The following is a 25,449-nucleotide window of genomic DNA, read 5'->3' on the forward strand; positions in this document are numbered from 1 at the left end:
TGCTGTCCTTTTGATGTGGAGCCGTTATTGACCTGCTTTAACCCGCAACACTGTGAGCGCTGCGGCATCCACCTTGGCCCGGAAGGCAGGATCTGCCGTAGCCTTCTGCACCACCGCTTGGTGCATGGCCGGAATGCTCGTGGGATCGGCGCAGACCAGCATGGTTCCGCCTGCGCCGAAGAAGTTCAGGGCACGATCAGCATCTGACCAGGCTTCCAACTGCGCGGCACTGCAGAGGTCATCAGACAGAACGATCCCTGTGAAGCCGGCATCAGCACGCAGCATGGTGTCCATGATCGTCGCTGAGAACGGGGCGATGTTTGCGGGGTCGATCTTGTCGTAGTAGGCGTTCGAGACCATCACCCACCGGGTGCCCGCCTTGATGGCAGTGTGGAACGGCTCAAGCGCGGGATCGTTCCGTGAGGTGGCCGTGTCGCGGACATTGCTGCTGACGTCCGTGTTGGGAACCACCCTGCCCAAGCCCGGGAAGTGTTTGACCACCGGAGCGACCCCGGCGTCTTTCATGCCGTCGGCAAAAGCGTTTCCCAGCAGCGAGACGTTGCCGGGGTCATAGCCGTACTCCCGCTGAAAATGGCCAATGGGGGCATTTGAAGGGGCAAACTCCGGACTGGTCACCGTATCCAGGACCGGCGCGAGGTTCACGTTGACGCCTACGCTACGAAGTTCCTTCCCCCACGTTGCAGCATCCGTACGGAGCTTTGCCGCCCCGGAAGACGCCTGGACCAGGGCAGTGGGAATCGTGGAGAAACCCGGGCCGGAGAGCACCTGGACGTACCCGCCTTCTTGGTCAGTAGCAACAAAAAGGGGCAGCCCGCCGGTTGTGGCAGCAGAGACTGTGCCCGTCAACGAAGACACTACTGCCGCCGTCGGAGCAGTTCCGGCCTTGCTGCGTCCGCTGAGATAAACGTTTCCGGCGTGATACTTGGTCAGTGCCTCCATGGTTCCGGGTTCGGCACCGGTGGCCTTGGCAGCCACCATGAACAGTTGTCCCACGCGCTGCTCAAGGCTGAGCGCGGCCAGTTGCTTCTCTACAGCTGACGGCGTACCCGGCGCCGGTGCAGGCGCGGCGGAAGGAGGCGGCGAAGGAGCACCGGCCGGCGTGGTTGTCGCCGGCGGGGATGTAGGTGCCGGTGTGCCTGACGCCGAAGAAGGGGCCACCGACGGTGTCCCCTCCGCCGAAGCCTGGCCGGAGTTGGATGGGCCACTGGAACATGCGGCAGCCGTGGCCAGAAGCACTCCTGCAGTGGCAACGCTGACACTTATCGATGCAATGGACGGGGAATTGCGCATGGTAAACCGTGAATTCGTTGGGGGTGGGTTTCCACCTACGAGCCTACCCCGGGACAAGCAACGATGCCCCGGCCAAGTGCTTCGAGCAGTTGGCCGGGGCATCAGCAAAGACTAGGCTGCAGCGCCCGCTGCGGCCCTCGCTGCTGCCGGAAGGGCCTCAATAATCCGGTTCATGGCTGCATCGTCGTGGGCGGCGGAGAGGAACCAGGCTTCGAAGACGGAGGGCGGAAGGTAAACGCCGGAGTCCAGCATGGAGTGGAAGAACGGTGCGTAGCGGAAGCTTTCCTGCCGCTGGGCGTCGTCGTAGTTGTGCACTCCGTGGGCAGAGGTGCCAAACGCGACGGAGAACAGATTGCCGGCCCGCTGGATGGAGTGATCAACCCCTGCGTTATCAAGGGCTGCGGAGAGTGCGGCGGAGAGCTCCAGCGAACGGGCATCAACGTAGGCGTAAACCTCAGGGGTTGCGTTGGTCAGCGTTGCAACGCCTGCGGCCATGGCCACAGGGTTTCCGGACAGCGTACCGGCCTGGTACACGGGCCCGACGGGAGCAAGGTAGTCCATGACGTCGGCGCGGCCGCCCAGTGCCGCCGTCGGCATTCCGCCGCCGATGACCTTGCCGAACGTGAGCAGGTCCGGAGCCCAGCCTTCCTGGCGGCCGGTCAGGCCCCAGTAGCCGGCGTAACCGGTGCGGAAGCCGGTGAGGACTTCGTCCAGGATGAGGAGCGCACCATGCTCCCTGGTGATGCGGGACAGGCCTGCGTTGAAGCCCTCACCCGGCGTCACGACGCCCATGTTGGCCGGTGCCGCTTCGGCGATGACGGCAGCGATGTTCTTGCCGTGCGCTGCGAACGCGGCCTCGACGGCGGCAAGATCGTTGTAGGGCAGGACCAAGGTTTCAGCGGCGGTGGCCTCGGTAACGCCGGCTGAGCCGGGCAAAGCCAAGGTTGCCACGCCGGATCCGGCCGCTGCCAGCAATCCGTCCAGGTGGCCGTGGTAGCACCCGGCAAATTTGATGATCAAGTTGCGGCCGGTAAAACCACGGGCCAGGCGAACGGCCGTCATGGTGGCTTCGGTTCCGGTGGACACCATCCGCAGGCGTTCCACAGCGGACACACGGTCTTTGACGATGGCGGCCAGGTTGGCTTCATCCGGCGTGGAAGCTCCGAAGGAAAGGCCACGATCCACAGCTGCGTGAACGGCATCCAGCACGGCGGGGTGGGCGTGTCCCAACAACGCGGGCCCCCACGAGCAGACGAGGTCTACGTATTCCTTACCGTCCGCGTCTGTCAGGTAGGCGCCCTTGGCCGAAACCATGAACTTCGGGGTACCGCCCACTGAACCGAAGGCCCGCACCGGCGAGTTAACGCCGCCGGGCATCAGAGACCGGGCACGGTCGAACAGTTGATCGGACACGGGGGTATTTGAGGTCATGGTTCCTATTCTTTCAGTGATTCAAGAGCAGTTAGGCTGCGGTCTACGTTGCAGCCAGCAGCTCGGTAACCCGCGGGGCCACCTCGGTGCCGTAGAGCTCAATGCAGCGCATCATGGACTGATGCGGCAGTGTTCCATTGCTGTATTTGAGGTCGAATCGGTCCACACCGAGGTTCCTCTTGAGCAGGGCGATTTTCTGCGCCACGGTTTCCGGGGAACCAACGTAAAGGGCACCTTCCGGGCCGCACATGGCATCGAATTCGCCACGGTTCCCTGGACCCCACCCACGCTCGGCGCCGATCCTGTTGCGCTGCTCCAGCCAATGCGGGAACAGCTCCTCGCGGGCAGCCTCGTCCGTGTCAGCGATGAATCCGGGTGAGTGCGTTGCGATCTGCCGCATCGGATGGCCGTACTTGGCCATCGCCTCACGGTACAGATTGACCAGCGGCGCGAAGCGGCGGGGCTCTCCCCCAATAATGGCGAAAATAATGGGGTAGCCGTACTCGGCGCAACGCAACACTGACTCCGGGGTGCCGCCAACACCAATCCAGGCGGGCAGCAGGTGGTGCTGCAGTTTGGGATATACCTGCAGTCCATTGACGTTGGGCCGCGTGCGGCCCTCCCAATGAACCGGCTTCTGCGCCCGGACCTTATCAAAAAGCTCGAGCTTCTCCTCGAAGAGGACTTCGTAGTCCGCCAAGTCCAGGCCAAACAGCGGGAACGACTCCACGAACGAACCCCTGCCGAGCATGACCTCTGCCCTGCCATTGGACAAGGCATCCACCGTGGCAAAGCGCTGAAATACGCGGATGGGATCGTCGGAGCTGAGCACGGTAACGGCCGACCCCAAGCGAATCCTTGAAGTCACGGCGGCGGCCGCTGCAAGGAAAACCTCTGGCGCGGACACAGCGAAATCGCGGCGGTGGTGCTCCCCCACACCAAAGGCATGGATACCGACGGCGTCAGCCAGTTTCGCTTCCTGCAGCAACTCGCGCAGGACACGCGCATGCTCCTTGGGGGTTCCGTCGGCATCCACCCCGGCGTCGCCGAAGGTGTTCAGGCCGAGCAGGATCTCGTTGGCCGCCACGGGCGCGGCAGGATCGGACGGCGCGGCAGGATCGGACGGGACCGTGGGTTCGGATTCAGAAGGGAGAGAAGACATCAGGACTCCTTCAGCCAGCCAGCCAATTCGGAGGCCCAGTAGGTCAGGACGGTATCGGCTCCGGCGCGCTTGATGCCGAGGACGGATTCAGTGATGGCACCGCGCCTGTCGATCCAGCCGTTGGCGGCTGCCGCTTCGATCATGGCGTACTCGCCTGAAATTTGGTAGGCCGAGACCGGGACGGGACTCATGGCGGCGACGTCGGCCAGGATGTCGAGGTAGCTCATGGCAGGCTTGACCATCACCATGTCGGCGCCTTCTTCGAGGTCCAGTTCGACTTCCAGGATGGCTTCCCGTCGGTTTGCCGCATCCATTTGGTAGGTGCGGCGGTCACCCTTGAGCTGGGAATCGACAGCCTCGCGGAAGGGGCCGTAGAACGCTGAGGCGTACTTCGCGGCGTAGGCAAGAACCGCTGTGTTCTTGTGTCCGGATTCCTCCAGTGCTTGACGGATGACCGCGATCTGGCCGTCCATCATGCCCGAGGGCCCCAGCACATGGGCTCCGGCGTCGGCCTGGGCAACTGCCATCCGGCCATAAATCTCCAGCGTGGCGTCGTTGTCCACGTAGCCCTCGGAATCGAGGACTCCGCAGTGGCCGTGGTCTGTGAATTCATCGAGGCAAACGTCGCCCATGATCACCAGGTCATCGCCAACCTCGGCCTTGACGTCGCGGATGGCCTTGTTCAGGACGCCGTCCGGGTCCAGCGAAGCGGTGCCTTGGGCGTCGCGGACTGCAGGCACGCCGAACAGCATGATGCCGCCCACGCCCAGCTCCACGGCTTCGGCTGCAGCACGTTTCAAGGACTCGGTGGTGTGTTGGACAACCCCCGGCATGGAGCTGATGGGGCTCGGCTCGGTGAGGCCTTCCCGGATGAACGCCGGGAGGATCAGGTCCGCGGGCGCCAAGCGGTTTTCGGCGGTGAGCCTGCGCATGGCCGGAGTTGTGCGCAAGCGGCGGGGACGATGGTTCGGAAAGCTCATTGCGAATTCCCTTCGTTGGCGAAAACAGATTCCAGGGCGGCCACAATGCCGTCCGGGGTGGGTACTTTGGCGGTGCCTGCCACGGTGAGGCCAATCCGGGAGGCCTCTGCCGCCGTCGGCCGTCCAATGGCGATCAACCGGCAAGTGCCCAAGGGCAACAACGTTGCAGCAATCCGGCGCGCAGCGCTGGGAGAAGCAGCCACCACGGCGTCTACAGTCCCGGCATCCAGTGCTGCCCGCGCATCCTCGGGACTAAGCGTCACCGGTGCGTCGGTGGGGGAAACGACGCCGGACGGAAGTTCCGCTGTCAGGCGGAGTTCCGCAGGGGCAGGGTAATCGACCGTGCGGTAGGCGACAACGGACGTCACCTCCGCACCGCTGGCCGCCAGGCCATCGCGCAGGCCGGCCGCCGCAATATCGGCTTGAGGCAGGAAGACCCGTTCTTGGGACGCCTCCCATTCTTGGGACGACTCCCACACAGCAAGGAGCCCCTCAGCTGACTGGACATCGGCAGGTGCCAAAGCAACGGTGAGGCCGACGGACTCAATAACTTTCCGGGACGAAGGGCCAATGGTAGCCACCTTTGTTCCCGACGGGACAAGATCCGCGAGGGCCATTCCGCGCTGGGCAGCCTTCTCCAACAGAACCCGGACGGTGGTGATGCTGCTGATCACCAGCCAGTCGAAGCCGCCGGCCATCAGCTGGTCCAAGGCCGCGTCAAGGGGAGCTTGGTCCCCTGCCCTCTCAAAATCGATGAGCGGAAGCAGCAACGGCTCCGCCCCCAGCTCACTCAGGAGCGACGCCAGGGGGCGCGCACGGTCGGCGTTCCTGGTGATCAGGACGCGCCGACCGGTCAACCCGTTCACTTCATGGGGCTCAGGACGCGGCAAGGTCCGCGATCTCCGCGGCGCCGGCAGCGAGCAGAAGTTCTGCCACTTCGATGCCGAGCAACGTGGCCCCGACCTCCGTGAGTCCGTCTGTGGCCTTCTTCTCGCGGACGGTCTTGGTGCCATCCACAGCACAGACCACTGCTTCGAGGTGCAGCATGCTGCCCTTCCGGAAGGCGTAAGCACCCACAGGAGCTGCGCAACCGGCTTCAAGCCGAGCCAGGACGGCGCGCTCGGCTGTGACAGCGAGGCGCGTATCGTCGTCGTTCAGAGCGGCAAGAGCCTGAGCCAGCACCCCGTTGGAGCCCTCGGTGGAACCCGAAAGCCGCGGAGCGTCATCAGTCCGGCATTCGATGGCCAACGCCCCCTGACCGGGGGCGGGCAGCATGACGGCGGATTCGAAGAACTCGCTGACGGTGTCCAGCCGGTCCATGCGCTCCAACCCGGCGGCGGCCAACACCACGGCGTCAAGATCGCAGGATTTCCCCGGGACGACATCATCGGTCACGTTTCCCGGCAGACCCGGGACGCGGCCGAGGCGAGTGTCCACGTTGCCGCGGATATCAAGTACCTCAATGTCCGGACGTGCAGCCCGAAGTTGAGCGGCGCGCCGGGGCGAGCCTGTCCCGACCTTGGCACCACCCGGCAGCTCAGCGAGGGTCATACCGTCGCGTGCACAGAGAACGTCACGGACATCCACCCGCTTGGGTGTTGCGGCGATGCTCAGGCCAAGTGCTGCTCCTGTTGGCAGGTCCTTCAGGGAGTGCACGGCAACATCACAGCTCTCAGCGAGAAGGGCATCCCGAAGGGCCGCGACGAACACACCTGTACCGCCCATCTGGGACAGCGACCCGGTCTTGACGTCGCCCTCGGTCTTGATATGCACGAGCTCCACAGGGAAACCGCCAACCGCAGCCAACTGGTCCGCGGTCTGCTGCGTCTGCGTCAGGGCAAGTTTGCTGGCCCTGGTACCGATGCGTACCGTCACTTGGCAGCCTCCGGAGCGGGATAGGCATCGTGGCCGACACCGATGCCGACGCCAACTTCGGAAATGACGGGCTTCGCCCCGCGGAAGTTCTCGCAGCAGTTGGGGCGGCAAACGTCATACCAAGGGCCCAGGTCCGTCACGTGGGGACGTTCTGCGATGTTGTTTTCCACCGTACGTTCACAGATGAGGTCCACCAGGCCGGAAACGAAAGCCGCGTGCGTCCCCGGGGTGGGAACTCGGGTGGCCTCGATGTTGAGGTTCTTGCAGGTTTCCAGTGCCTCGGTGTCCAGGTCCCAGGCAACTTCCATATGGTCGCTGACGAACCCTAGCGGAACGATCACCACACCGCGGACGCCTTCGGGGGCGATCTCTTCAAGGTGGTCATTAATGTCCGGTTCAAGCCAGGGAATGTGCGGCGCACCGGAGCGGGACTGGTAAACCAGGTCCCAGGCAACATTGGGTGCAACGGTGTCCATGATGGCCTGCGCATTGGCAAGGTGCTGCGCGGCGTAGGCGGATCCTTCAGCAAATTCGCGCGGCTCGTCCTCGGACCTGCCGGCGGCCTCTGCATCCCGGGTAGGAATAGAGTGCGTGGCGAACAGCACCCGGATCTTAGAATCCGGATCAGCAACGCCGGCAGCGGCCAGCTTGCCTCGGATTTCTTCGAGACCGGCGGCAGTACCTTCCAGGAAGGGCTGAACCACACCGGGGTGGTCGAAGTACTGGCGGATCTTGTCCACCTCAAGCTTGCCGTCCAAGCCCGTCTCCGTGAGGGCAATGCCGATGTCTTCCCGGTACTGGCGGCAGCTGGAGTAACAGGAGTAGATGCTGGTGGTGAGCATCAGGATCCGGCGGTGTCCGGCGTCGTAAGCGTCCTGCAGGACGGGCGCAATGTAGGGGTCCCAGTTGCGGTTGCCCCAGAGTACGGGAAGCTCGATGTCCCGTTTGGCCAGCTCAGCCTCAATGGCGGCCTTCAGCTCACGGTTCTGCTGGTTAATGGGGCTGATGCCACCGAAAGCGCGGTAGTGGTGCGAGACCTCTTCCAGGCGCTCGTCCGGGATGCCCCGGCCCCGGGTGACGTTGCGGAGGAACGGGATGACGTCGTCCTGTCCTTCGGGGCCACCGAAGGACGCGAGCAGCACGGCGTCGTAGTGCTTGGGTTCCTGGCGGCCGCGCTCGGTGACTTCATTGACGGCCGTGGAAACGGCTGGAGTGCTCATGCAAGGACCTCGGCAATCTCGGCGGCGGACACGCGGCGGCCGGTGTAGAACGGGATTTCTTCACGGACGTGGTTGCGGGCCTCACTGTCCCGCAGGTGGCGCATCAGGTCAACAAGGTCCACCAGTTCCGGCGCCTCGAGTCCGAGGATCCATTCCCAGTCCCCCAGCGCGAAGGAGGAGACGGTGTTGGAGATGACCTGCGGGAATTCCCGGCCCAGCAAGCCGTGTTCGCGGAGCATGGCGCCGCGTTCCTCGGCCGGGAGGATGTACCACTCGTAAGAGCGGACGAAGGGGTATACGCACAGCCAGGTGCTGGGTTCGACGCCCCGCGCATAGGCCGGCACGTGACTCTTGGAGAATTCAGCCTCGCGGTGCACGCCCATTGCGGACCAAACGATGTCGGTTCCTGCGAAGAGCTTGCTGCGGCGGATGGACCGGACAGCTGCCTGCAGGTCCTCGGGCTTGGCGCCGTGGAGCCACACCATGATGTCCGCGTCCGAGCGCATGGCGGAGACGTCGTAGCTGCCCCGGAGAGTCACGCCGCCCTCCGCGAGCTTCTCCGTGAGGGCTTCGAATTCCTGGGCAGCATCGCCGCTGCGCAGGACGTCGGCCGAGCGCTTGAAGACAGTCCAGAGCGTGAAGAACTGCTCTTCGGTTTCAGCAGTTTTAGTGACAGATTCGGCAGAAGTGTGGCTCATGGTTCAAGTTTGCCCCGTGCCAGCCGCGAAGTCGAAACGGATCACTTCTACAAGGCGTAGAAGTGATGCAAATCACAAATCCGAGGTTCCGTCCGCACGTACCCCGGCCAGTTGTGCACGCGTATCGGCCACTACGGCAGCCAGGCCATTTCCGGCCAACCAACCGCCCACTACGGAAAGACGGTCGGCAGCGGCGCACACCTGACGCACCTCTGCTACGCGCTGTTTATGACCGACGGCGGCGAACGGCAAGGCTCCGGCCCAGCGCACAACATCCCAGTCCACGATGTCCGCCCTGGTCACTGGCACGGTCAGCAGCGCGGATGCATCTTCCAGGGCGGCGGCCAGGAGCGACTCATCATCCATGACGATGTCCGCTCCGCCGCCCGCCTCTTCACGCCGACCATAAGACAGGCGCAAGACGTGCGTGCCCGGACCAGCTTGGTCAGCCAACCAATCCCATTTCGCCGTTGCGTGCGTCAGGGCTTTGGCCTTGATCCCCGGGGTTTCAGGTGCCACCAGGATTCCAGTCCCGCGGGGCCTGCCATCGAGCTGCGGCAAGTCCACCACCAGGGTCACCAGGCTCACCAGCGGCCCGGGGGCCGGGCGCAGGCCGGCCAGCTCTGGCACGGACTTCTCCAGCAACCCGACGGCGGCCGGGCCGTCGAGCGCTACCACCAGGCGGTCGGCGTCGAACGTGGATTCTCCAGTGGTGACCCGCCAACCCTCCCGCGTCCTCGCGACGTCGTCGGCGTGGTGAGCGGCCAGCAGTTGAACACCGCGAGCCCGCAGGTCAGCCACGAGTGCGTCCACCAGGGTGTTCATTCCGCCCTTCAACCCCGCAACGGCGGAACCCGCTTTTGTGGGACGGGATGAAGCACCCTTTGCGGCCATGCGTTGAGCTGCAACGGCAGCGGCGAGTGAGCCATGGGTGCGGATTCCGGCGCGCAGGCCTGGGGCCACCATGTCCACGTCCAGCAGGGCGGGGTCAGCCGAGTGAACGCCGCCCACCACCGGCGAAACCAGCCGTTCCAGAACCCTTTTGCCCATACGGGTGCGCACCAGGGCGGAAACGCTGGTGACCTCTGAGGACGTTCCGGCAGAGGCCGGGAGCCACCGGTCAAAGGAAGCCCTGATAGCTCCAAGGAGCCCAAGGGATCGTCGAACCTCGGGGTCCCAGGGATTCGCGGGAATACCGAGCACTCCTGTTTTGGGGAGCTCCTGCGGACCGTTAGGAAGCTGTACCCAGGCACCTCCGGGATGAGGAGCTACGATCCGGTCGGCCAGTCCCAGCTCACGCGCGAGATCGGCTACGGCCGTGGAACGCGTGGCAAACGACTCGGCCCCACTGTCCAGATGCAGCCCGGCAACAACGTGGCTTCCCACGCAGCCTCCCCATGCAGCGCCCGCCTCGAGGACGGTAACCGCTGAACCAGCCGCAGCCAGTTCCCGCGCGGCGATCAGGCCCGAGATGCCGCCTCCCACTACCAGGGCAGTGGGCCGTGCAGCTGGTGCTTTGGGGTCTGACGTGGGCGTTGAGTGCCCCCCGCGCATGACGCCTACTCCGCTGAGATGGAGTGGATGAGCTGCACCACGCGCGTTAGGACTGTGGGATCCGTTTCGGGCGGAACTCCATGGCCAAGGTTCAGGACATGGCCAGGGGCGTGGGAACCGGCAGCGATGACCTCGCGGACATGGGCCTCAAGGACCTCCCACGGAGCGGACAGAAGAGCAGGGTCAATGTTGCCCTGGAGCGGCACAGTGCCACCCAGGCGTCGGTTTGCCTCGTCCAAGGGCAGTCGGTAATCGACGCCCACAACGTCCACGCCGACGTCCCGCATGGCAACAAGCAGTTCGGAGGTGCCGGTTCCAAAGTGAATCAACGGCGCCCCGAGTCCGCGGACATGATCCAGCGCTCGGGTGGATGCCGGCGCCACGTACTTGGTGTAGTCAGCCAGGCCCAGGGACCCTGCCCAGGAATCAAAGAGCTGCGCGGCCGAAGCCCCTGCCTCAAGTTGCGCCTGAAGGAACATCCCGGAAGTATCTGCAGCCCAGTTGGCCAGCGCGGCCCAGGTCTCGGGGTCGGCGTGCATCATGGTCCGCGGCCCGAGGTGGTCCCGCGACGGCTTCCCCTCAACCATGTAGGCGGCAAGGGTGAAAGGCGCGCCGGCAAAGCCGATCAGCGGCGTCTTTCCGAGTTCGGCAACCGTCAGGCGGACGGCTTCGCGGATCGGCTCAAGGGCTTCCCAGGTCAGGGTGGGCAGGGCGGCAACATCAGCTGCTGTCCGGACCGGCTTGTCCAAAACGGGCCCTACGCCCGGGACGATGTCCACGCCCACGCCGGCGAGCTTCAACGGAATAACGATGTCCGAGAAGAAGATGGCAGCATCCACATCGTGGCGGCGGACAGGCTGGAGGGTAATCTCCGCGGCGAGTTCAGGCCGGAGGCAAGAGTCCAGCATGGCAACGCCTTCGCGCACCTTCAGGTACTCGGGCAGGGAACGGCCGGCCTGGCGCATGAACCAGACTGGCCTCCGGGACGGTGTGCCACCACGGTATGCAGTGATCAACGGCGAGTCCGACGTACGGCCGTCTTTCAGCGGGTGGTCGGCGCCGAGGGTTCCCGCCGGGGCGTTCGAAGCCGTACTGTTGGATGCTGCCGCGCTAGAAGTCATGCCTTCGATTGTGCCGAAAATCCGGGACAAAAGATAACGACAAGCTGTCACGTCGCGCCCCGCCCGGGCCGTTGTGACGGGGATCACTCACCCGCGTGGGGATCACCACGGCGCCGCATTGTTCTACCGGGCTACGAAAAAGCTATGATTGGGGTGCTGTGGTTCTTTTCTCATTGGTGGCTACACACGCCGACATCGACCTCGAAACTGTCGCTCAGTTGAGCAACGGTTCCTCTGAGCTTGCCTCGGCAGCCCTGACACACTCCTCCGTGGTTTCCGGCGCCGTGGTTCTGGCCACGTGCAACCGCTACGAAATCTACGGAGAAACAGCCAACGGGGCTGATCTTGAGGCAGCACGCTCCGCTTTGGTTTCGCAGATCAGCGAATTCAGCGGCCTCAACGAGCAACTCGTCTCACGCTCCTTTGCCACGAACACCGGCCCGGATGTCACACGGCACCTCTTCGCTGTGAGTGCCGGCCTGGATTCAGCCGTGGTGGGTGAGCGCGAAATCGCAGGCCAGGTCCGCCGGGCACTGATCACCGCCCAGCAGGAAGGCACCGCCAGTTCCGGCCTCGTGCGTCTCTTCCAGGCGGCCTCCAAAACGGCCAAGGATGTGGGTGCACAGACGGCTCTCGGCTCCCGCGGGCTTTCGATCGTTTCCGTCGCTTTGGACCTCGCCACCGACCTCGCCGAGAACGACGATTGGTCCACCAAGAAAGTTGTGGTCTTCGGAACCGGAGCCTATGCCGGCGCTACCATGTCGCTGCTGCGTGAGCGCGGCTGCACGGATGTTTCCGTTTATTCTTCTTCCGGCCGCGCCGAGGGCTTTGTAGCCACCCGCGGCGGAACAGCACTCGACGCCGACACTCTTCCCACTGCCGTTGCCGCAGCTGACGTCATGATTGGCTGCAGCGGCTCGGACAACCGGGTGGAAGCCGCAGATCTTGCCCGCGTCCGCGCCCATTCCGGCAAACCTTTGATCGCGATCGACCTCGCACTTACCCATGATTTTGACCCCGCCGTGGGCGAACTCGACGGCGTTGAACTCCTCACGCTTGAATCCGTCCGGCTCGCTGCACCACAGGAACAGGCAGAGTCGCTCTCGCAGGCCAGCGCAATAGTCAACGGCGCCGCCAGCTCCTTTGAGTCCGAACGTGAAGCCCGCTCCGTGGATACTGCCATCGTGGCACTCCGCCGACACACCATGAACGTCCTTGACGCGGAAATGGAAAAGGTCCGTGCCCGTCACGGTTGTACAGCCGCTGCCGAAGAGGTGGAGTTCGCCCTGCGCCGGATGGTCAAGCAGCTCCTGCACATTCCCACTGTCCGGGCCCGTGAACTGGCGGCCAACGGCCAGCAAGATGATTATGTAGCAGCCCTTGAGGCCCTCTACGGCATCCAGGTGGAACAGCCCTCAGCCGCTGCTCCCGCGGCGGAGTGCCCGGTGGATCACCAGCAACTCCGCTCCGAAAGCGCCTGACGCCAGGCTTACCCGAACGCGTTCACGCCAGTCAGTTCAGCGGACAGGTTCCAAAGTTTCTTCGCTGCCTCCTTGTCGACAGCATGGGCATCCACTCCCTGATAGCGGGCGAGTGGCGAATCCTTGTCCGTGGGCCGCGCAACATCGCAGTCCTCACAGTAGACGCCGCCCTTGCCGGCCAGCGCAGGGGACGTGGCAGCCCACACTGAGGTCGCCGCACCCTGCTCCGGCGTCTTGAACCCTTCCCGCACGGTCCCTTCAGCATCCATCCACCCTGCGGCAACCATCTCTTCCTTGGGCAGATGCCGTTGCAGTTCAGTCATGATGCCGCCTGGATGCACTGCGAACGCCCGCACCCCGAAGCCCCTGCCCTGCCGATCCAACTCCACGGCAAAAAGGGAATTGGCCGTCTTGGCTTGGCCGTAAGCCCGCCACTTCTCGTACCCGGTGTCAAAGTTGATGTCGTCGAAACGGATCGGAGAAAGCTTATGTCCGGTTGAAGACAGTGAAACAACCCTGGCATCAGAGGCGGCTGCCAACGCCGGCCACAACGCATTCACCAGCGTGTAATGCCCCAGATGGTTGGTGGCGAACTGCGCTTCCCAACCGGGCCCTACCCGCTGTTCCGGGCTTGCCATAATGGCGGCGTTGTTGATGAGGATTTCCACGGTGGGATGCCTCTCCAGATACCCGGACGCAAACTGCTTGACGTTGTCTTGATCGGCCAAGTCCATCTGTTCCACCTGAACCCCGCTTCCAAGGCCGGCTTCTGCCAGCACCGCTTGGGCGTGTTCGAGCCTGCGGGCCGGCACTGTGACGTCCGCGCCGGCCGAAACCAAGGCCCTCACCGTTTCCAAGCCAAGCCCCGAATATCCCCCGGTGACGATCGCACGTTTGCCAGTGAGGTCAATGCCGTCAATAACTTCCGCGGCAGTTGAACCGTGCCCGAATCCGGAGTCGATGGGCCGTTGCGGGGTGTCTGTCCAGTCTTCGCTCATGGTTGAGCTTCCCAGACGGGGCCGGGAACAGGCAACGACTAATAGACAGGCTTCTCGGGCTCGACGTCGCGCACCCAGGCGAGAATACCGCCGTCGAGATGGCTGACGCGGGTGTAGCCGGCTTTTTGCGCTGCCTCGAGGACAGCCGCCGAGCGGGTCCCGGCTTTGCAGTGGAACACAATGTCTTTGTTCTGAGGCAGCTCCACCCACGCCTCGCCGGAGAGAATGCGGCCTTGCGGAATGAGGACGGAGCCGTCGATGCGTACGATGCTGTGCTCGCCGGACTCCCGGACGTCCACGAGTTCGAAGTCCCTCTCCCCCAGCTCCCGTTCGGCAAGCATTGCGGCGAGGCCCTTGGCGGAAACAGTGTGATCCTGGTCCGTGGCCACCGGTGGCGTCACGCCGCAGAAGGCCTCATAATCGGTCAGTTCCGTGATGGGCTCGCCTTCCGGATCCTTGGAGACCTTGATCTCGCGCCAGCTTCCGCCCAAAGCATCAAAGAGCGCTACCCGGCCCAGCAATGAACGTCCGACGCCGGTGATCAGCTTCACTGCCTCGGTGACCATGAGCGATCCAACCGCTGCGCAGAGCATGCCAAACACCCCGCCCTCGCCGCAGGACGGCACGGAGCCGGCAGGAGGCGCTTCAGGGTAGAGATCCCTGTACGTTGGACCGTGCTCGGCCCAGAAGACGCTCACTTGGCCGTCAAAGCGGAAGATGGATCCCCAGACGTAGGGCTTGCCGAGGATGGCAGCGGCGTCGTTCACCAGATACCGGGTGGCGAAGTTGTCCGCGCCGTCCAGGATGAGGTCGTACTGCGCGAACAACTCCAGCGCGTTGGAAGAGTCGAGCCGGACGTCATGCAGGACAACTTTGACCAGCGGGTTGAGTTCAGCGATGGCGTTGCGCGCAGATTCGATCTTGGGCGTACCCACGTCCTTCACACCATGGATGACCTGGCGCTGCAGGTTGCTAAGGTCCACCGCGTCATCGTCAACGATGCCCAGCGTGCCCACTCCGGCAGCGGCCAGGTACAGCAGTGCCGGGGAACCCAGGCCACCGGCGCCTATGACGAGGACTTTGGCATTCTTAAGCCTGCGTTGGCCCAGGGCGCCAATTTCGGGAATGATGAGATGCCGGGAGTACCGCTCCACCTCGGTCGGCGTGAGTTCGGCAGCCGGTTCAACAAGGGGCGGGAGGACAGCGGGCGCAGCAGTGTGGGCAGCAACAATTGAGGCCATACCCCAATGTATGCCTGCAGATGCCGCCCGGTCATATTACCCCCCCGGTAGAGTAGTCATAACTGCAAAGGAAAGGCGGCAGACTGTGGCTGACGGCACACGGGCAAGCGATGAGGCACCGGCCAAGCAGGAACGGGCAGGTACAACGCGTTCACCAAGGTTGCCGCGGGACGAGCGCCGCGCACAGTTGCTGAACGCGGCCTTGGAAGTATTCGTCTCCAACGGCTTCCATGGGGCGGCCATGGATGAAATCGCAGAGGCCGCTCATGTGAGCAAACCAGTGCTTTATCAGCACTTCCCGTCCAAGCGCGAACTCTATATGGCTCTCTTGGACAGCCACCTGGCAACCCTGACGCAGCTGATGCTCAATGCCTTGAACTCCACCACGGACAACAAGGAACGCGTCAAAGCCGTCATGCGCGCCTATTACCGGTTCATTGCCGATGACGACCAAGCCCACCGCCTGGTGTTCGAGTCGGACCTGATCAACGATCCCGATGTCAGCTCGCGTTTGGAGACCTTCAACAAAACGTTCGCGGATGCCGTGGCCCACGTCATCGCCGAGGACACCAAGCTGCCCCCTCTTGAAGCCCAGCTTCTTGGGCGTGGCCTGGCTGGAATGGCGCAGGTCAGCGCCAGATATTGGCTTGAAACGGATGGAAACCTGGACCTCGATGTGGCCAGTGATCTGATCTATCGTTTAGCTTGGCGCGGAATCAGTCGATTCCCCAAAGAGTCCTAGGCTACAAATAGAGGACAGACTTACAACTTGATTGGCTTGGAGGCCTTGCTGTGGAAGTAAAGATCGGCATTCAGAACGTTGGCCGTGAGATCGTGCTCGAATCCTCCTTGGATGCCGACGCCGTCGCCAAGATTGTGGCCGAGGCCGTGACTAAAGGCTCCGAGCTTCGCCTCACTGATGAAAAGGGCCGCCAAATCATCGTTCCCGGCAACGTGCTGGGCTATGTGGAGATCGGTGCCGAGGAAACCCGCCGCGTAGGCTTCGGCGCCCTCTAGGGCTTTCCCACTTCTCGTCGTCCGCTAAGGAGTTTTCATGCTTTCTCTCGTCGTGGTGGTTCTGGCCACCATTGCCACCGGTTTCATTGTGTGGGCCAACGACAAGCGGCACGGCAAATACGGAATCGCGTTGCCGGCCGGTGTCTCCGCAGCTGTGGGTACCCTGAGCTGGATCGCGTTCATCAGTGCCGGATTGGGTTACCAGCCTGGCGCAACGTGGATTCCGTGGGTGTTGCCGATTGTGCTGGGAACCGCTGCTGCCGCGGGCGCAGTGGTCTTCCTCGGCAGGACGCGCACCCGGCACGATACTGCGGCCCTGACCAAGGCACTTCGCCTTTAGTGCCCCTGGCAGCAACACGACACAACAGTAGTGACCGTCACCAACAGGTGACGGTCACTACTGTTTTTAAGCTTCACGACGCCGGATACCGCTCCGGTTGCGCTACGGCGCCAAGTTCTTCCGCTGCTTCGCTCACTGCCGTGGCAGCAGCGACATCTCGTTGCGTTACCTGTCCGCCAGCATCATGGGAGACGTAGCGAAGGAAAACCCTGTTGTAGCGCCACTCCAGATCCGGATGATGATTTTGCTCCTCGGCGATCTGCCCCACCGCGGCAATGAGTGCAAGGGCGTTCGCCGCCGTCGAGGTTTTATAGACAGTCACCAGGCCTTCATGGTGCCTCCAGTCCGGCAGGAGTCCGAGGGCAGCGTTGATGGCTTGCTCGGTCAATTGCCCGTCCTGGCTGGCCATGACTGCTCCTCCTCTTCCGGACTATTCCGGAGAATCCAGGCAATGTCCGAAGCGCTGGATCAGAGGAATTCCGCCCGGCCTTCCATTGCCGAAGAAGCCAGGGCGTGCTCCCTGCGCGGAATCCGGCCAGCCTGTTTTGCCAGCCTACCGGCGATGACGGCGTGTTTGAAGGCCTCGCCCATCTGGATGGGATTCTGCGCCCGGGTCACAGCGGTTGCAAGCAGGACGGCGTCGCAGCCCAGCTCCATGGCAAGGGCGGCGTCGGATGCGGTCCCGATTCCGGCATCGAGCACCACAGGGACGGAAGCCCGGGACACAATCAGCTCAATGTTGTGCGGGTTCAGAATGCCAAGGCCGGTCCCGATAGGAGATCCCAGCGGCATGACGGCGGTGGCACCCAGGTTCTCGAGCCTAAGCGCCAGAACGGGATCATCATTGGTGTAGGCGAATACCTTGAAGCCGCGGTTAACCAGTTGTTCCGTCGCATCCACCAATTCCACGGCGTCAGGAAGGAGCGTGTGTTCGTCGGCGATGACTTCCAGCTTCACCCAATCGGTCTCCAGGGCTTCCCGGGCCAGTTCAGCGGTCATCACGGCATCCTTGGCCGTAAAACAACCGGCAGTGTTGGGCAGCACGCGGATGTTGTGGTCAACCAGGAGCTGGAACAGCGATCCCGTTTCAGCCGGCGAATAGCGGCGCATCGCCACTGTGGTGAGCTCCGTTCCCGAACTCAGCAGCGCAGCCCCCAGGCCATCGAGGCTCGGCGCCCCGCCGGTACCCATAATGAGCCGGGAGCCGAGCTCCACGCCGTCGATCACCAGGGCGTCGGTGGCGGCCTCAGTAGTGCGAACGTCAACGTTTGCTGTTGTCATGCTTCAGCCTCCTTGGACTGCTGTTACGAGTTCGAGTTCGTCTCCGTCGGCGAGCGCCGTCACGGCCCATTGGCTGCGCGGCACCACCTCGGAATTACGTGCGACGGCGACGCCTAGCTTTCCGCCGTCGGCCGCCTGTCCGCGGGGATCCAGGACGCGGCCGGTCATGGCAGTGACGAGGGTACTGACGGATGCGTCGGCCGGCACGGCGTGATCGTTTCCGTTGAGTTTGATGTTCATGCGGTTTCCTCGGTAAGGGTTTTCGCCGGTGGCACGAGTACGGCTGGTGTGAGTAAAACGGGAACAGATGTGTTGCCCGCGAATCGATCGGGCAGGAAGGGCGCCCACCGGGGGTCCGCGGAGCCGTTGATGAGTTCTCCCACGATCTTGGCGGCCACGGGAGTCAAGAGAACTCCGTGGCGGAAGAACCCTGTGGCGATCACCAGGCCCTCAACGTCGCCGTTGGGACCGTTGACTCGTCCAAGCAGGGGTGCATTATCCGGAGTTCCGGGGCGGGCGCGGGCCGTTGCCTCCAGGAGTTCCAGCTCCGCAACCGCGGGCACCAGCACTTGCGCGTCCCGCAGCAACTGGTACACCCCGCCGGCGGAGACAGCGTCGGAAGTGGCGGACAACCCATCCTCGCGTTGTGTCGCTCCAATCACCACGGTGCCATCGTCCCGGGGCACGATGTAAACCGGCACGCCACGAACCATCCCGCGAACCGTGGAGGAGATCAAGGGCCGCAGGTGGTGGGGGACGCGGAGCCGGAGGATGTCGCCATAGACCGGCCTCACTGGAAGATTCAGGCCCTCAGGAAGACCAGACAGGTGAGGGGCTCCCAGTCCGTTGGCCACCACCGTCTCCCGGGCGTGGACGGTGCCGCCGGACTCCAGCTGAACACCAGTGACCCGCCCGCCGTCCCACAGGATGCGGCGTGCCGGCGATGACACGGCGTATCCCTCCTCGGCTCCCTGCACCCAGGATTGCTCGTCCGGCGCATGGGATGACAATCCTGCCAAGAGGCATGCCGCCAGTTTTCTCGGATCCACCTGGTGGTCGGCAGGAATATCGAAGGCGCAGGAAATCTGTGGGCTGAGGAGCGGCTCGCGTTGCCTTGCTTCCCGCAAGGCCAGGGGCTCAACTCCCAAACCGGCCGCAAGCTGCACTGACCTCAGATCTGCGAGCGCCCTGCGATCGGCGGCATCGGCGCCTACCGCGAGGGTCGGCGTCGTGCGGTATCCGCTGTCCCTTCCCTTCTGGTGGAGGCCTTCCACAAAGGAGGGCCAGTGTTGGGAAGACTCAAGCATCAATTCCAGGAGGTCTTCCTCCTGGTAATGCAGTTCGCTGACGGGTGCAAGCATTCCGGCTGCGGCAAACGTTGCGCCTGCAGCCGGGTGCGGATCGATCAGCACCACTGAACGGCCAAGCCGCCTGGCTTCGTGAGCAATGCCGAGGCCTATGATGCCGGCGCCAATAACGGCCACATCTGCCTGGAAGTGGGTGTGGCGGGGATCTGCCATTCGTTTCCTTCCCTACGCCGGTACTAGCCGGATCAGGTCAAGCGGTCGGCTCTGAAGCCCTCTCAGCCGGACAGTCATATGACGATCGTCGCGGCTCCCGCAGTACGTGCCCAGTTTAGAGGAACTACTCTGGTTTCCATGACCCAGCCTGACACTCTCTCCTCCGCCCGCCTCTACCTGTGCACCGATGCCCGTAAACGGCAGGGCGATTTTGAAGACTTTGTGGACGCCGCTTTCGAGGGCGGCGTGGACATCATCCAACTCCGGGACAAGACGCTGGAAGCTGCGGAGGAACTTGACATGCTGGCCGTGCTGCGGAGCGTCGCGCAACGGCACGGACGGCTTTGGGCCGTCAACGACAGGGCAGATGTTGCCAGTATTTCCGGGGCTCCCGTGTTCCACATCGGGCAAAAGGACCTGCCACTGACAGCTGCCCGAACCCTCTTGCCGAACGTCACCGGCATCGGCCTGTCCACCCACACACCCGAACAGATTGACGCAGCTATGGCCACCTCGCAAGGCCCCCTGGGACTGGATTACTTCTGCGTTGGTCCGGTCTGGGCTACACCCACCAAACCCGGTCGCGCTGCTGTTGGGCTGGGTTTGGTCACATATGCCGCAGAAGCGGAGAAGCGTGCAGGCGACGGGGTGACACTCCCGTGGTTCGCCATTGGCGGCATCGACCACAGCAACGTTGAACAGGTGGTTGCCGCGGGGGCCAGCCGTATCGTCGTCGTCCGTGCCATTACCGAGGCAACGGACCCGACGGCGGCGGCGAAGTCGCTGCTGCAGGCGCTGGACACCGTCTAGCGCCTGGGGGCCCTGATGCGGTGGGGCGTCTACGCCGTCAGGCCAAGGCCGGACATCCGGCGTGCGTGCTTTCCGGCGAGTTCCGTTGTCAGCGTTTTTACCGCTGCACGCGCGTCCCCGCCGCTTTTCAGCGTTGGGCCCAGCACAGGGTGCTCCATACCTACGCGTTGCGCTTGCGTCAGGGCCTCTCCCACCAAGCGGCGGCCCTGGAGTGCAAGGCGCGAGGCCAGCCGCGGGTCATCGGCCAGGGACCTCCTGAGCAGGACGCGAAGGACTTCAGTGGCTTGGTCGGGGGAAGCCACGCGCTCAACAAAGTGTTGTGTTGTTGGGTCGAGGAACATCGAGACAGCCCTGTAGAAGTCCGATGAGACGGTGTCTATCACGTAGGCCTTCATGAGCGATTCGAACCAGTCCCCCGGCTTGGTGCGCTCATGGAAATGATCGAAGGAACGCTGGAACGGCAGCATCGCATGTTCGGGGTCGACGCCCATCTCTGATAACCGATCGCTGAGCAGGGCGAAGTTGCCGTAGGCGCCCACCGCGATCTTCGCCAGCACTGACCTGTCATGAAGGGTGGGTGCATAGCGTGAATCCAGTGAGAGCCGCCCAAAAGCGGACAACTCCCCATACGCCATGGCGCCAAGCAACTCCGTGGAGAGTTGCCCGGCAGTGGCTGCAGTGTCCGGGGAAATGCCCATGGACCCAGCCTATCCCTGGCCGGCCATCACGTTCCCGGGGAGTGCGTTCCTGCTTCCAGCGCCATTCCCACTAGGCTGACTCGAAGTGAGTTGACTGCCCTCTTGCACTGCATACCGCATGTCCTCCACCTCGCACCCACATCACTGAAGGATTTTCAATGAGTCACCCCAGCTACCCACCCGCGCCCCAAAACGACGCAGGGTCAGGAGTTCCGCAGGTCCCCACCGCGCCCTACGCCTATGGCAGCCAATTCCAGGGTGGAGCACAGCCGGGCTACCAACCCGGACCCGATTCCGGTCCCTATGGGACACCGGTGGGAGCACCGGCGAAGTCCTTCATGACCACGTGGATCCTGGCCCTGCTCCTGGGTAGCTTCGGTGTGGACCGCTTCTATCTGGGCAAGATCGGTACCGGAATCGCGAAGCTGCTCACTGGCGGCGGCTTCGGCATTTGGTCCATCGTTGACCTCATCATCACGCTGACAGGAAACGCCCGGGACAAGCAAGGCCGTCCGCTTGCGGGTTACCCGGAGAACAAGAAGAAGGCATGGATCATCACCATCGTCGTCTGGTTCGCCGGCCTGATTGTCGGAATCGTGTCCACAGTGTTGTCTCTGACCCTTGTTGCTGCTGCAGTCCAGGGTGCAAGCACAACTGCCCCGGTCCTGCCATCGGCCTCCCAAGAGGCCCCGGTACCGTCGTCGGGCACGGCCTCAGATGACGGCTCGTTCACCGTAACCATGTCCGAGGGAAACACCGTGAAGGTCAGCCTCCTGAACTCCGGTTACACCACCGAAATTCCCGGGATGTCTTACATGAAACCGACCCAGGGAGGCTTCCTCCTCATGGAAGTTTCCTGGGAGGCCACGGCTGGAACCAGCTACGCGTCACCCTCGAACTTTGAGGTCTTCGACGCGGATGGCACCAAGGGCGAGGCGATCTACCTGGAGGATGGCCTGGGAGGACTGCCTTCCGGGGATGTCGCCGCCGGAGCCATGCAGCAGGGAGTCATTGCCTTCGACATCAAGAACGGCCCCACCACTGTGGTCATCAACGACGACTTTGGCGACAAGGCAGCTACCTTTACCCTGACACCGGCAAACTAGACAGCCGATCCGGTCAGTACCACTGCACGGAGAGCCCGTTGCCCCTTTGGGGCAGCGGGCTTTTGCGTGGGCATCCGAGACTATCGCCCTCTTTCGGGCTACCCTGATTTTCGTGTCACATCATCGGATAGCACCCAACGTCGACGACTCCTCGGACCAGCTCGCCGCGGCACTTGCCGCTCTGAGGACAGAGCTGGAACTCCCTGGCGAATACCCGGCCGAAGCTGTGGAAGAAGCACGGCAAGCCGTCGCGGACCTTGAGTTGCCGGGTCAGGACCTGCGGCACGTACCATTTGTGACCATTGACCCGGCTACTTCCACGGACTTGGACCAGGCCCTGTTCATTGACCGTGCCGGCGACGGCTACAAGGTCCTTTACGCAATCGCCGATGTTCCGTCCTTCGTGGCACCGGGTGGGGCGCTGGACACCGAAACGCGTCATCGCGGGCAGACCTTCTACGCTCCAGACGGGCGGATCCCGCTGCATCCGGAGGTCATCAGCGAGAACGCCGGCAGCCTTTTGGCCGATCAGGATTGCAGTGCGTTCGTGTGGGACTTCGACTTGGACGCGGACGCTGAAGTGTTGGCTGTCACCGTTGCCCGCGCCGCCGTTCGCAGCAGGGCCAAGCTCAGCTACAAGGGCGCTCAGCAGCAGATCGACGACCGTACGGCCCCGCCCGTACTTCAGCTCCTTAAAGAAGTGGGACTCAAGCGCGTTGACCTGGAACGGCGGCGCGGCGGCGCAAGCCTCAACATGCCGGAGCAGGAAATCGTCCAAGCGACCGACGGCGGCGGATACAGGATCGCTGCCGCCCCGTCCCTCCCGGTTGAGGACTGGAACGCGCAGATCTCCCTCATGACCGGCATGGCCGCCGCGCAGATAATGCTCGACGGAAAAGTGGGCATCCTGCGCACCATGCCCGCACCTGATGACCGGTCACTGCGTCATTTCAAGCGCCAGACCTCGGCTCTGGGCAAGCCTTGGGACGGCCAAGTGACCTACGGCGAGTACCTGAGAACCTTGGACGCCTCCGATCCCCAACAGCTGGCCATACTGCACTCTGCCGGCATGTTGTTCCGGGGCGCCGGTTACACCCCCTTTGACGGTGAGGTGCCGGCCAACGTGATCCAGGCAGCCATCGGCGCCCCGTATGCGCACACCACGGCACCCTTGCGCCGCCTCATCGATCGCTTTGTCCTGGTGATCTGCGAGGCGCTCAGCAATGACCACGAGATCCCGCAGTGGGCGCGGGAGGCCCTCCCCTCATTGCCGGAGATCATCGCGTCCTCAGACCAGTTGGCCGGACGCCTCGAACGTGCGGCGCTGGACACTGTGGAAGCAGCCCTCGTGGCCAACCACATCGGCCAGGAGTTCGACGCTGTAGTCATTTCGGGCTCCAAACCCTCCAATGGAGCCGGCTCCAAAGCTGCCAACGGCAACGGCAGTGGGAACGGCAACGGGAACGGCAGTGGGCCCTTTGGGGTCATACAAATATCGGACCCTGCTGTAACAGCCCGGTGCGACGGAGAAATGGAGTCCGGAACCAAAGTCCGGGTGCGGCTGCTGAAGGCCGATATCGCCAGCCGGGAGATCAGGTTCGAGCTGCTGCCCTGAGGCCGTTCATGCGGCGATCCGGGCTTTCCGGCCCCCAGAGGATAGACTGAGCTTGTAGTAATGGATGCCCGGTCGTTGATTCAGTTAATTTTTGAACTCAACAAGCCCGCCCCTACGCGATCTTGAGATGTACCAACTGGTCACCAGTGCCAGTACTTAGATAGCCCGCGATCGGCTTCCACTGGACTTGCTTGCGCGCCCGTTCGTGCTCCGGTACGGCTCCGCCGCCGCCGTTGAGCATGCAGCGCCAATGCCCAAATGAATAAGGAAACTCCCTGTGAGTGAATTGCATACCCACGAAGTCCTGACGGACTCCACCGGAACCGAATCCATCGAACCCGAAGAAACGATCATCTCGGATGAGACGCCCCACGAGATCGAAGAGAAGTCGTTCGCTGACTTCAACGTCCGTGCGGACATCGTTGAGTCCTTGGCTGACGCCGGAATCACGCACCCCTTCCCCATCCAGGCCATGACCCTGCCGGTTGCCTTGAGCGGCCACGACATCATTGGCCAGGCGAAAACGGGTACGGGCAAGACGCTGGGCTTCGGCATTCCCGCCCTTCAGCGCGTTGCCGGCCGGGATGACGCAGGCTACGCAAAGCTTGCCGTCCCGGGCGCCCCGCAGGCCTTGGTCATCGTGCCCACACGTGAGCTTGCCGTGCAGGTTGCCAACGATCTCCAGACCGCTTCACGCAAGCGCAATGCCCGCATCGCCACCATCTATGGCGGCCGCGCCTATGAGCCCCAGATTGATGCCCTGCAAAAGGGTGTTGAAATCGTCGTGGGAACGCCCGGCCGGCTGATCGATCTCTACAAGCAAAAGCACCTGAGCCTCAAGAACGTCAAGATGGTCATCCTTGACGAGGCTGACGAAATGCTGGATCTCGGCTTCCTCCCTGATGTGGAGACGCTGATCGCCGGCACCCCCGCCGTTCGGCAGACGCTGCTCTTCTCGGCAACCATGCCCGGCCCGGTCATCGCCATGGCGCGTCGCTACATGACGCAGCCCACCCACATCCGGGCAGCTGATCCGAACGATGAAGGCCTCACCAAGCGCGACATCCGCCAGCTCATCTACCGTGCGCACAGCATGGACAAGACCGAGGTTGTGGCCCGCATCCTGCAGTCACGCGGACGTGGCCGGACCATCATCTTCACCAAGACCAAGCGAACGGCAGCCAAGGTTGCCGAGGAACTGGTCGACCGCGGCTTCGCAGCCGCAGCCATTCACGGCGACCTCGGCCAGGGTGCCCGCGAGCAGGCGCTCCGCGCGTTCCGCAACAACAAGGTTGACGTCCTGGTGGCTACCGACGTCGCAGCCCGCGGCATCGACGTCGACGACGTCACCCACGTCATCAACTACCAGTGCGTGGAAGATGAAAAGATCTACCTGCACCGTGTTGGCCGTACCGGCCGCGCAGGCAACAAGGGCACTGCGGTCACCTTTGTTGACTGGGACGACATGCCACGCTGGGGCCTGATCAACAAGGCCCTGGGACTCAGCGTTCCCGAGCCCGTGGAAACCTACTCCTCCTCACCGCACCTGTACTCCGATCTCGACATCCCCGAGGGCACCAAAGGCCGCCTGCCGCGCAACAAGCGCGTCCTGGCAGGCGTCGACGCCGAGGTCCTTGAGGATCTGGGCGAGACCGGAAAGAAGAACGCACGCTCCGGCGGTTCAGGCCGCGATGGCGGACGTGACAGCAAGCGCGACGGCGGCCGCGATGGCGGCCGTGGCCGCTCCGGCAGGTCCGGTGACTCAGAGTCCAGTGAATCCAAGGGCGAGGGCGGCCGCAACCGTACGCGCCGCCGTCGTACTTCTGATGGCGAGGCAGCACCCGCTGCCGGCACCCCGGAAACCCGCACAGCCAGCGCCGACACTGCAGAGAAGCCGGCCCGCACGCGTCGGACCCGCACACGTCGCCGCAACGGCGAAGTGGTTTCCGGTGAGACCGCAGCTGCCCAGTCCGGCAGCACCGAGGCCTAA

At 63.5% G+C, this 25,449-nt stretch carries 25 protein-coding genes and 1 riboswitch; of the genes, 8 read left to right on the forward strand and 17 right to left on the reverse strand.

Going from position 1 to position 25,449, the window contains the following annotated elements:
- Positions 1–24: 24 nt before the first annotated feature.
- The 10 genes from CQ020_RS04270 to hemE all read right to left on the reverse strand — a co-directional run bounded on the left by CQ020_RS04270 (position 25) and on the right by hemE (position 11,352).
- Positions 25–1,311, reverse strand: coding sequence for a glycoside hydrolase family 3 N-terminal domain-containing protein (locus tag CQ020_RS04270; RefSeq protein ID WP_105690694.1), 1,287 nt, complete (start codon positions 1,309–1,311; stop codon positions 25–27).
- Between the two features lie 111 nt (positions 1,312–1,422).
- Positions 1,423–2,742: a glutamate-1-semialdehyde 2,1-aminomutase gene (gene hemL / locus CQ020_RS04275; protein WP_105690695.1), complete on the reverse strand. Its 1,320-nt coding sequence runs from the start codon at positions 2,740–2,742 to the stop codon at positions 1,423–1,425.
- A 43-nt stretch (positions 2,743–2,785) separates the two neighbouring features.
- Positions 2,786–3,904 (reverse strand): LLM class flavin-dependent oxidoreductase, encoded by a 1,119-nt coding sequence (locus tag CQ020_RS04280; RefSeq protein ID WP_024817422.1) that lies wholly within the window; start codon positions 3,902–3,904, stop codon positions 2,786–2,788.
- Positions 3,904–4,884 carry a porphobilinogen synthase gene (gene hemB / locus CQ020_RS04285; protein ID WP_011775403.1) on the reverse strand — a complete coding sequence of 327 codons (981 nt, stop codon included), beginning with the start codon at positions 4,882–4,884 and terminating at the stop codon, positions 3,904–3,906. The genes CQ020_RS04280 and hemB overlap by 1 nt, the downstream gene beginning before the upstream one ends.
- Positions 4,881–5,750, reverse strand: coding sequence for a uroporphyrinogen-III synthase (locus CQ020_RS04290; protein WP_258141703.1), 870 nt, complete (start codon positions 5,748–5,750; stop codon positions 4,881–4,883). The genes hemB and CQ020_RS04290 overlap by 4 nt, the downstream gene beginning before the upstream one ends.
- Positions 5,751–5,760: 10 nt before the next feature.
- The gene (hemC, locus tag CQ020_RS04295) at positions 5,761–6,759 is read right to left on the reverse strand and encodes a hydroxymethylbilane synthase (protein ID WP_105690697.1); all 999 of its coding nucleotides are present in this window, start codon (positions 6,757–6,759) and stop codon (positions 5,761–5,763) included.
- Entirely contained in the window at positions 6,756–7,979 is a 1,224-nt protein-coding gene (locus tag CQ020_RS04300) for a ferrochelatase (RefSeq protein ID WP_105690698.1), read from the reverse strand. The genes hemC and CQ020_RS04300 overlap by 4 nt, the downstream gene beginning before the upstream one ends.
- Positions 7,976–8,677 (reverse strand): hydrogen peroxide-dependent heme synthase, encoded by a 702-nt coding sequence (hemQ, locus tag CQ020_RS04305; protein ID WP_105690699.1) that lies wholly within the window; start codon positions 8,675–8,677, stop codon positions 7,976–7,978. The genes CQ020_RS04300 and hemQ overlap by 4 nt, the downstream gene beginning before the upstream one ends.
- Before the next feature lie 72 nt (positions 8,678–8,749).
- A complete protein-coding gene (gene hemG / locus CQ020_RS04310) occupies positions 8,750–10,231 on the reverse strand; it encodes a protoporphyrinogen oxidase (protein WP_105690700.1) in 1,482 nt (493 codons plus the stop codon).
- 5 nt (positions 10,232–10,236) lie between these two features.
- Positions 10,237–11,352 carry a uroporphyrinogen decarboxylase gene (hemE, locus tag CQ020_RS04315; protein WP_105690701.1) on the reverse strand — a complete coding sequence of 372 codons (1,116 nt, stop codon included), beginning with the start codon at positions 11,350–11,352 and terminating at the stop codon, positions 10,237–10,239.
- A gap of 158 nt (positions 11,353–11,510) precedes the next feature.
- Between hemE and CQ020_RS04320 the strand changes: the two genes are divergently transcribed.
- On the forward strand, positions 11,511–12,833 hold the full coding sequence (locus CQ020_RS04320; protein ID WP_105690702.1) for a glutamyl-tRNA reductase: 1,323 nt from the start codon (positions 11,511–11,513) through the stop codon (positions 12,831–12,833).
- A gap of 8 nt (positions 12,834–12,841) precedes the next feature.
- On the opposite strand, the gene CQ020_RS04325 is transcribed toward CQ020_RS04320, so the two are convergent.
- Positions 12,842–13,831, reverse strand: a complete 990-nt coding sequence (locus CQ020_RS04325; protein ID WP_105690703.1) for an SDR family NAD(P)-dependent oxidoreductase — start codon at positions 13,829–13,831, stop codon at positions 12,842–12,844.
- A 38-nt stretch (positions 13,832–13,869) separates the two neighbouring features.
- Positions 13,870–15,072: a molybdopterin-synthase adenylyltransferase MoeB gene (gene moeB, locus CQ020_RS04330; protein ID WP_105690704.1), complete on the reverse strand. Its 1,203-nt coding sequence runs from the start codon at positions 15,070–15,072 to the stop codon at positions 13,870–13,872.
- An 85-nt stretch (positions 15,073–15,157) separates the two neighbouring features.
- Between moeB and CQ020_RS04335 the strand changes: the two genes are divergently transcribed.
- The 3 genes from CQ020_RS04335 to CQ020_RS04345 are packed head-to-tail and all read left to right on the forward strand — an operon-like array spanning position 15,158 to position 16,429.
- Positions 15,158–15,814: a TetR/AcrR family transcriptional regulator gene (locus CQ020_RS04335; protein WP_105690705.1), complete on the forward strand. Its 657-nt coding sequence runs from the start codon at positions 15,158–15,160 to the stop codon at positions 15,812–15,814.
- 50 nt (positions 15,815–15,864) lie between these two features.
- Positions 15,865–16,089 carry a DUF3107 domain-containing protein gene (locus CQ020_RS04340; RefSeq protein WP_024817432.1) on the forward strand — a complete coding sequence of 75 codons (225 nt, stop codon included), beginning with the start codon at positions 15,865–15,867 and terminating at the stop codon, positions 16,087–16,089.
- Between the two features lie 37 nt (positions 16,090–16,126).
- Positions 16,127–16,429 carry a hypothetical protein gene (locus CQ020_RS04345; protein ID WP_105690706.1) on the forward strand — a complete coding sequence of 101 codons (303 nt, stop codon included), beginning with the start codon at positions 16,127–16,129 and terminating at the stop codon, positions 16,427–16,429.
- A 73-nt stretch (positions 16,430–16,502) separates the two neighbouring features.
- Here the strand turns inward: CQ020_RS04345 and CQ020_RS04350 are convergent, their stop codons facing one another.
- The 4 genes from CQ020_RS04350 to thiO form a co-directional block, all read right to left on the reverse strand.
- The gene (locus CQ020_RS04350; protein WP_105690707.1) at positions 16,503–16,838 is read right to left on the reverse strand and encodes a 4a-hydroxytetrahydrobiopterin dehydratase; all 336 of its coding nucleotides are present in this window, start codon (positions 16,836–16,838) and stop codon (positions 16,503–16,505) included.
- 59 nt (positions 16,839–16,897) lie between these two features.
- Complete coding sequence (locus CQ020_RS04355; protein ID WP_105690708.1) at positions 16,898–17,710, reverse strand: thiazole synthase; 813 nt, start codon at positions 17,708–17,710, stop codon at positions 16,898–16,900.
- 3 nt (positions 17,711–17,713) lie between these two features.
- Complete coding sequence (thiS, locus tag CQ020_RS04360) at positions 17,714–17,950, reverse strand: sulfur carrier protein ThiS (protein WP_105690709.1); 237 nt, start codon at positions 17,948–17,950, stop codon at positions 17,714–17,716.
- Positions 17,947–19,230 carry a glycine oxidase ThiO gene (gene thiO, locus CQ020_RS04365; RefSeq protein WP_105690710.1) on the reverse strand — a complete coding sequence of 428 codons (1,284 nt, stop codon included), beginning with the start codon at positions 19,228–19,230 and terminating at the stop codon, positions 17,947–17,949. The genes thiS and thiO overlap by 4 nt, the downstream gene beginning before the upstream one ends.
- Positions 19,223–19,341, reverse strand: a riboswitch (TPP riboswitch). Its footprint overlaps the gene before it by 8 nt.
- 27 nt (positions 19,342–19,368) lie before the next feature.
- Between thiO and thiE the strand changes: the two genes are divergently transcribed.
- Complete coding sequence (gene thiE / locus CQ020_RS04370) at positions 19,369–20,040, forward strand: thiamine phosphate synthase (RefSeq protein WP_105690711.1); 672 nt, start codon at positions 19,369–19,371, stop codon at positions 20,038–20,040.
- Positions 20,041–20,069: 29 nt separating this feature from the next.
- On the opposite strand, the gene CQ020_RS04375 is transcribed toward thiE, so the two are convergent.
- A complete protein-coding gene (locus tag CQ020_RS04375; protein ID WP_105690712.1) occupies positions 20,070–20,738 on the reverse strand; it encodes a ferritin-like fold-containing protein in 669 nt (222 codons plus the stop codon).
- Between the two features lie 158 nt (positions 20,739–20,896).
- Between CQ020_RS04375 and CQ020_RS04380 the strand changes: the two genes are divergently transcribed.
- The 3 genes from CQ020_RS04380 (at position 20,897) to CQ020_RS04390 (ending at position 25,449) form a co-directional block, all read left to right on the forward strand.
- Positions 20,897–21,844, forward strand: coding sequence for a TM2 domain-containing protein (locus CQ020_RS04380; RefSeq protein ID WP_105690713.1), 948 nt, complete (start codon positions 20,897–20,899; stop codon positions 21,842–21,844).
- A 112-nt stretch (positions 21,845–21,956) separates the two neighbouring features.
- Positions 21,957–23,459 (forward strand): RNB domain-containing ribonuclease, encoded by a 1,503-nt coding sequence (locus CQ020_RS04385; RefSeq protein ID WP_105690792.1) that lies wholly within the window; start codon positions 21,957–21,959, stop codon positions 23,457–23,459.
- Between the two features lie 277 nt (positions 23,460–23,736).
- Positions 23,737–25,449 (forward strand): DEAD/DEAH box helicase, encoded by a 1,713-nt coding sequence (locus tag CQ020_RS04390; RefSeq protein WP_105690714.1) that lies wholly within the window; start codon positions 23,737–23,739, stop codon positions 25,447–25,449.

It is taken from the genome of Arthrobacter sp. MYb23 (assembly GCF_002979775.1).
Classification (GTDB): domain Bacteria; phylum Actinomycetota; class Actinomycetes; order Actinomycetales; family Micrococcaceae; genus Arthrobacter.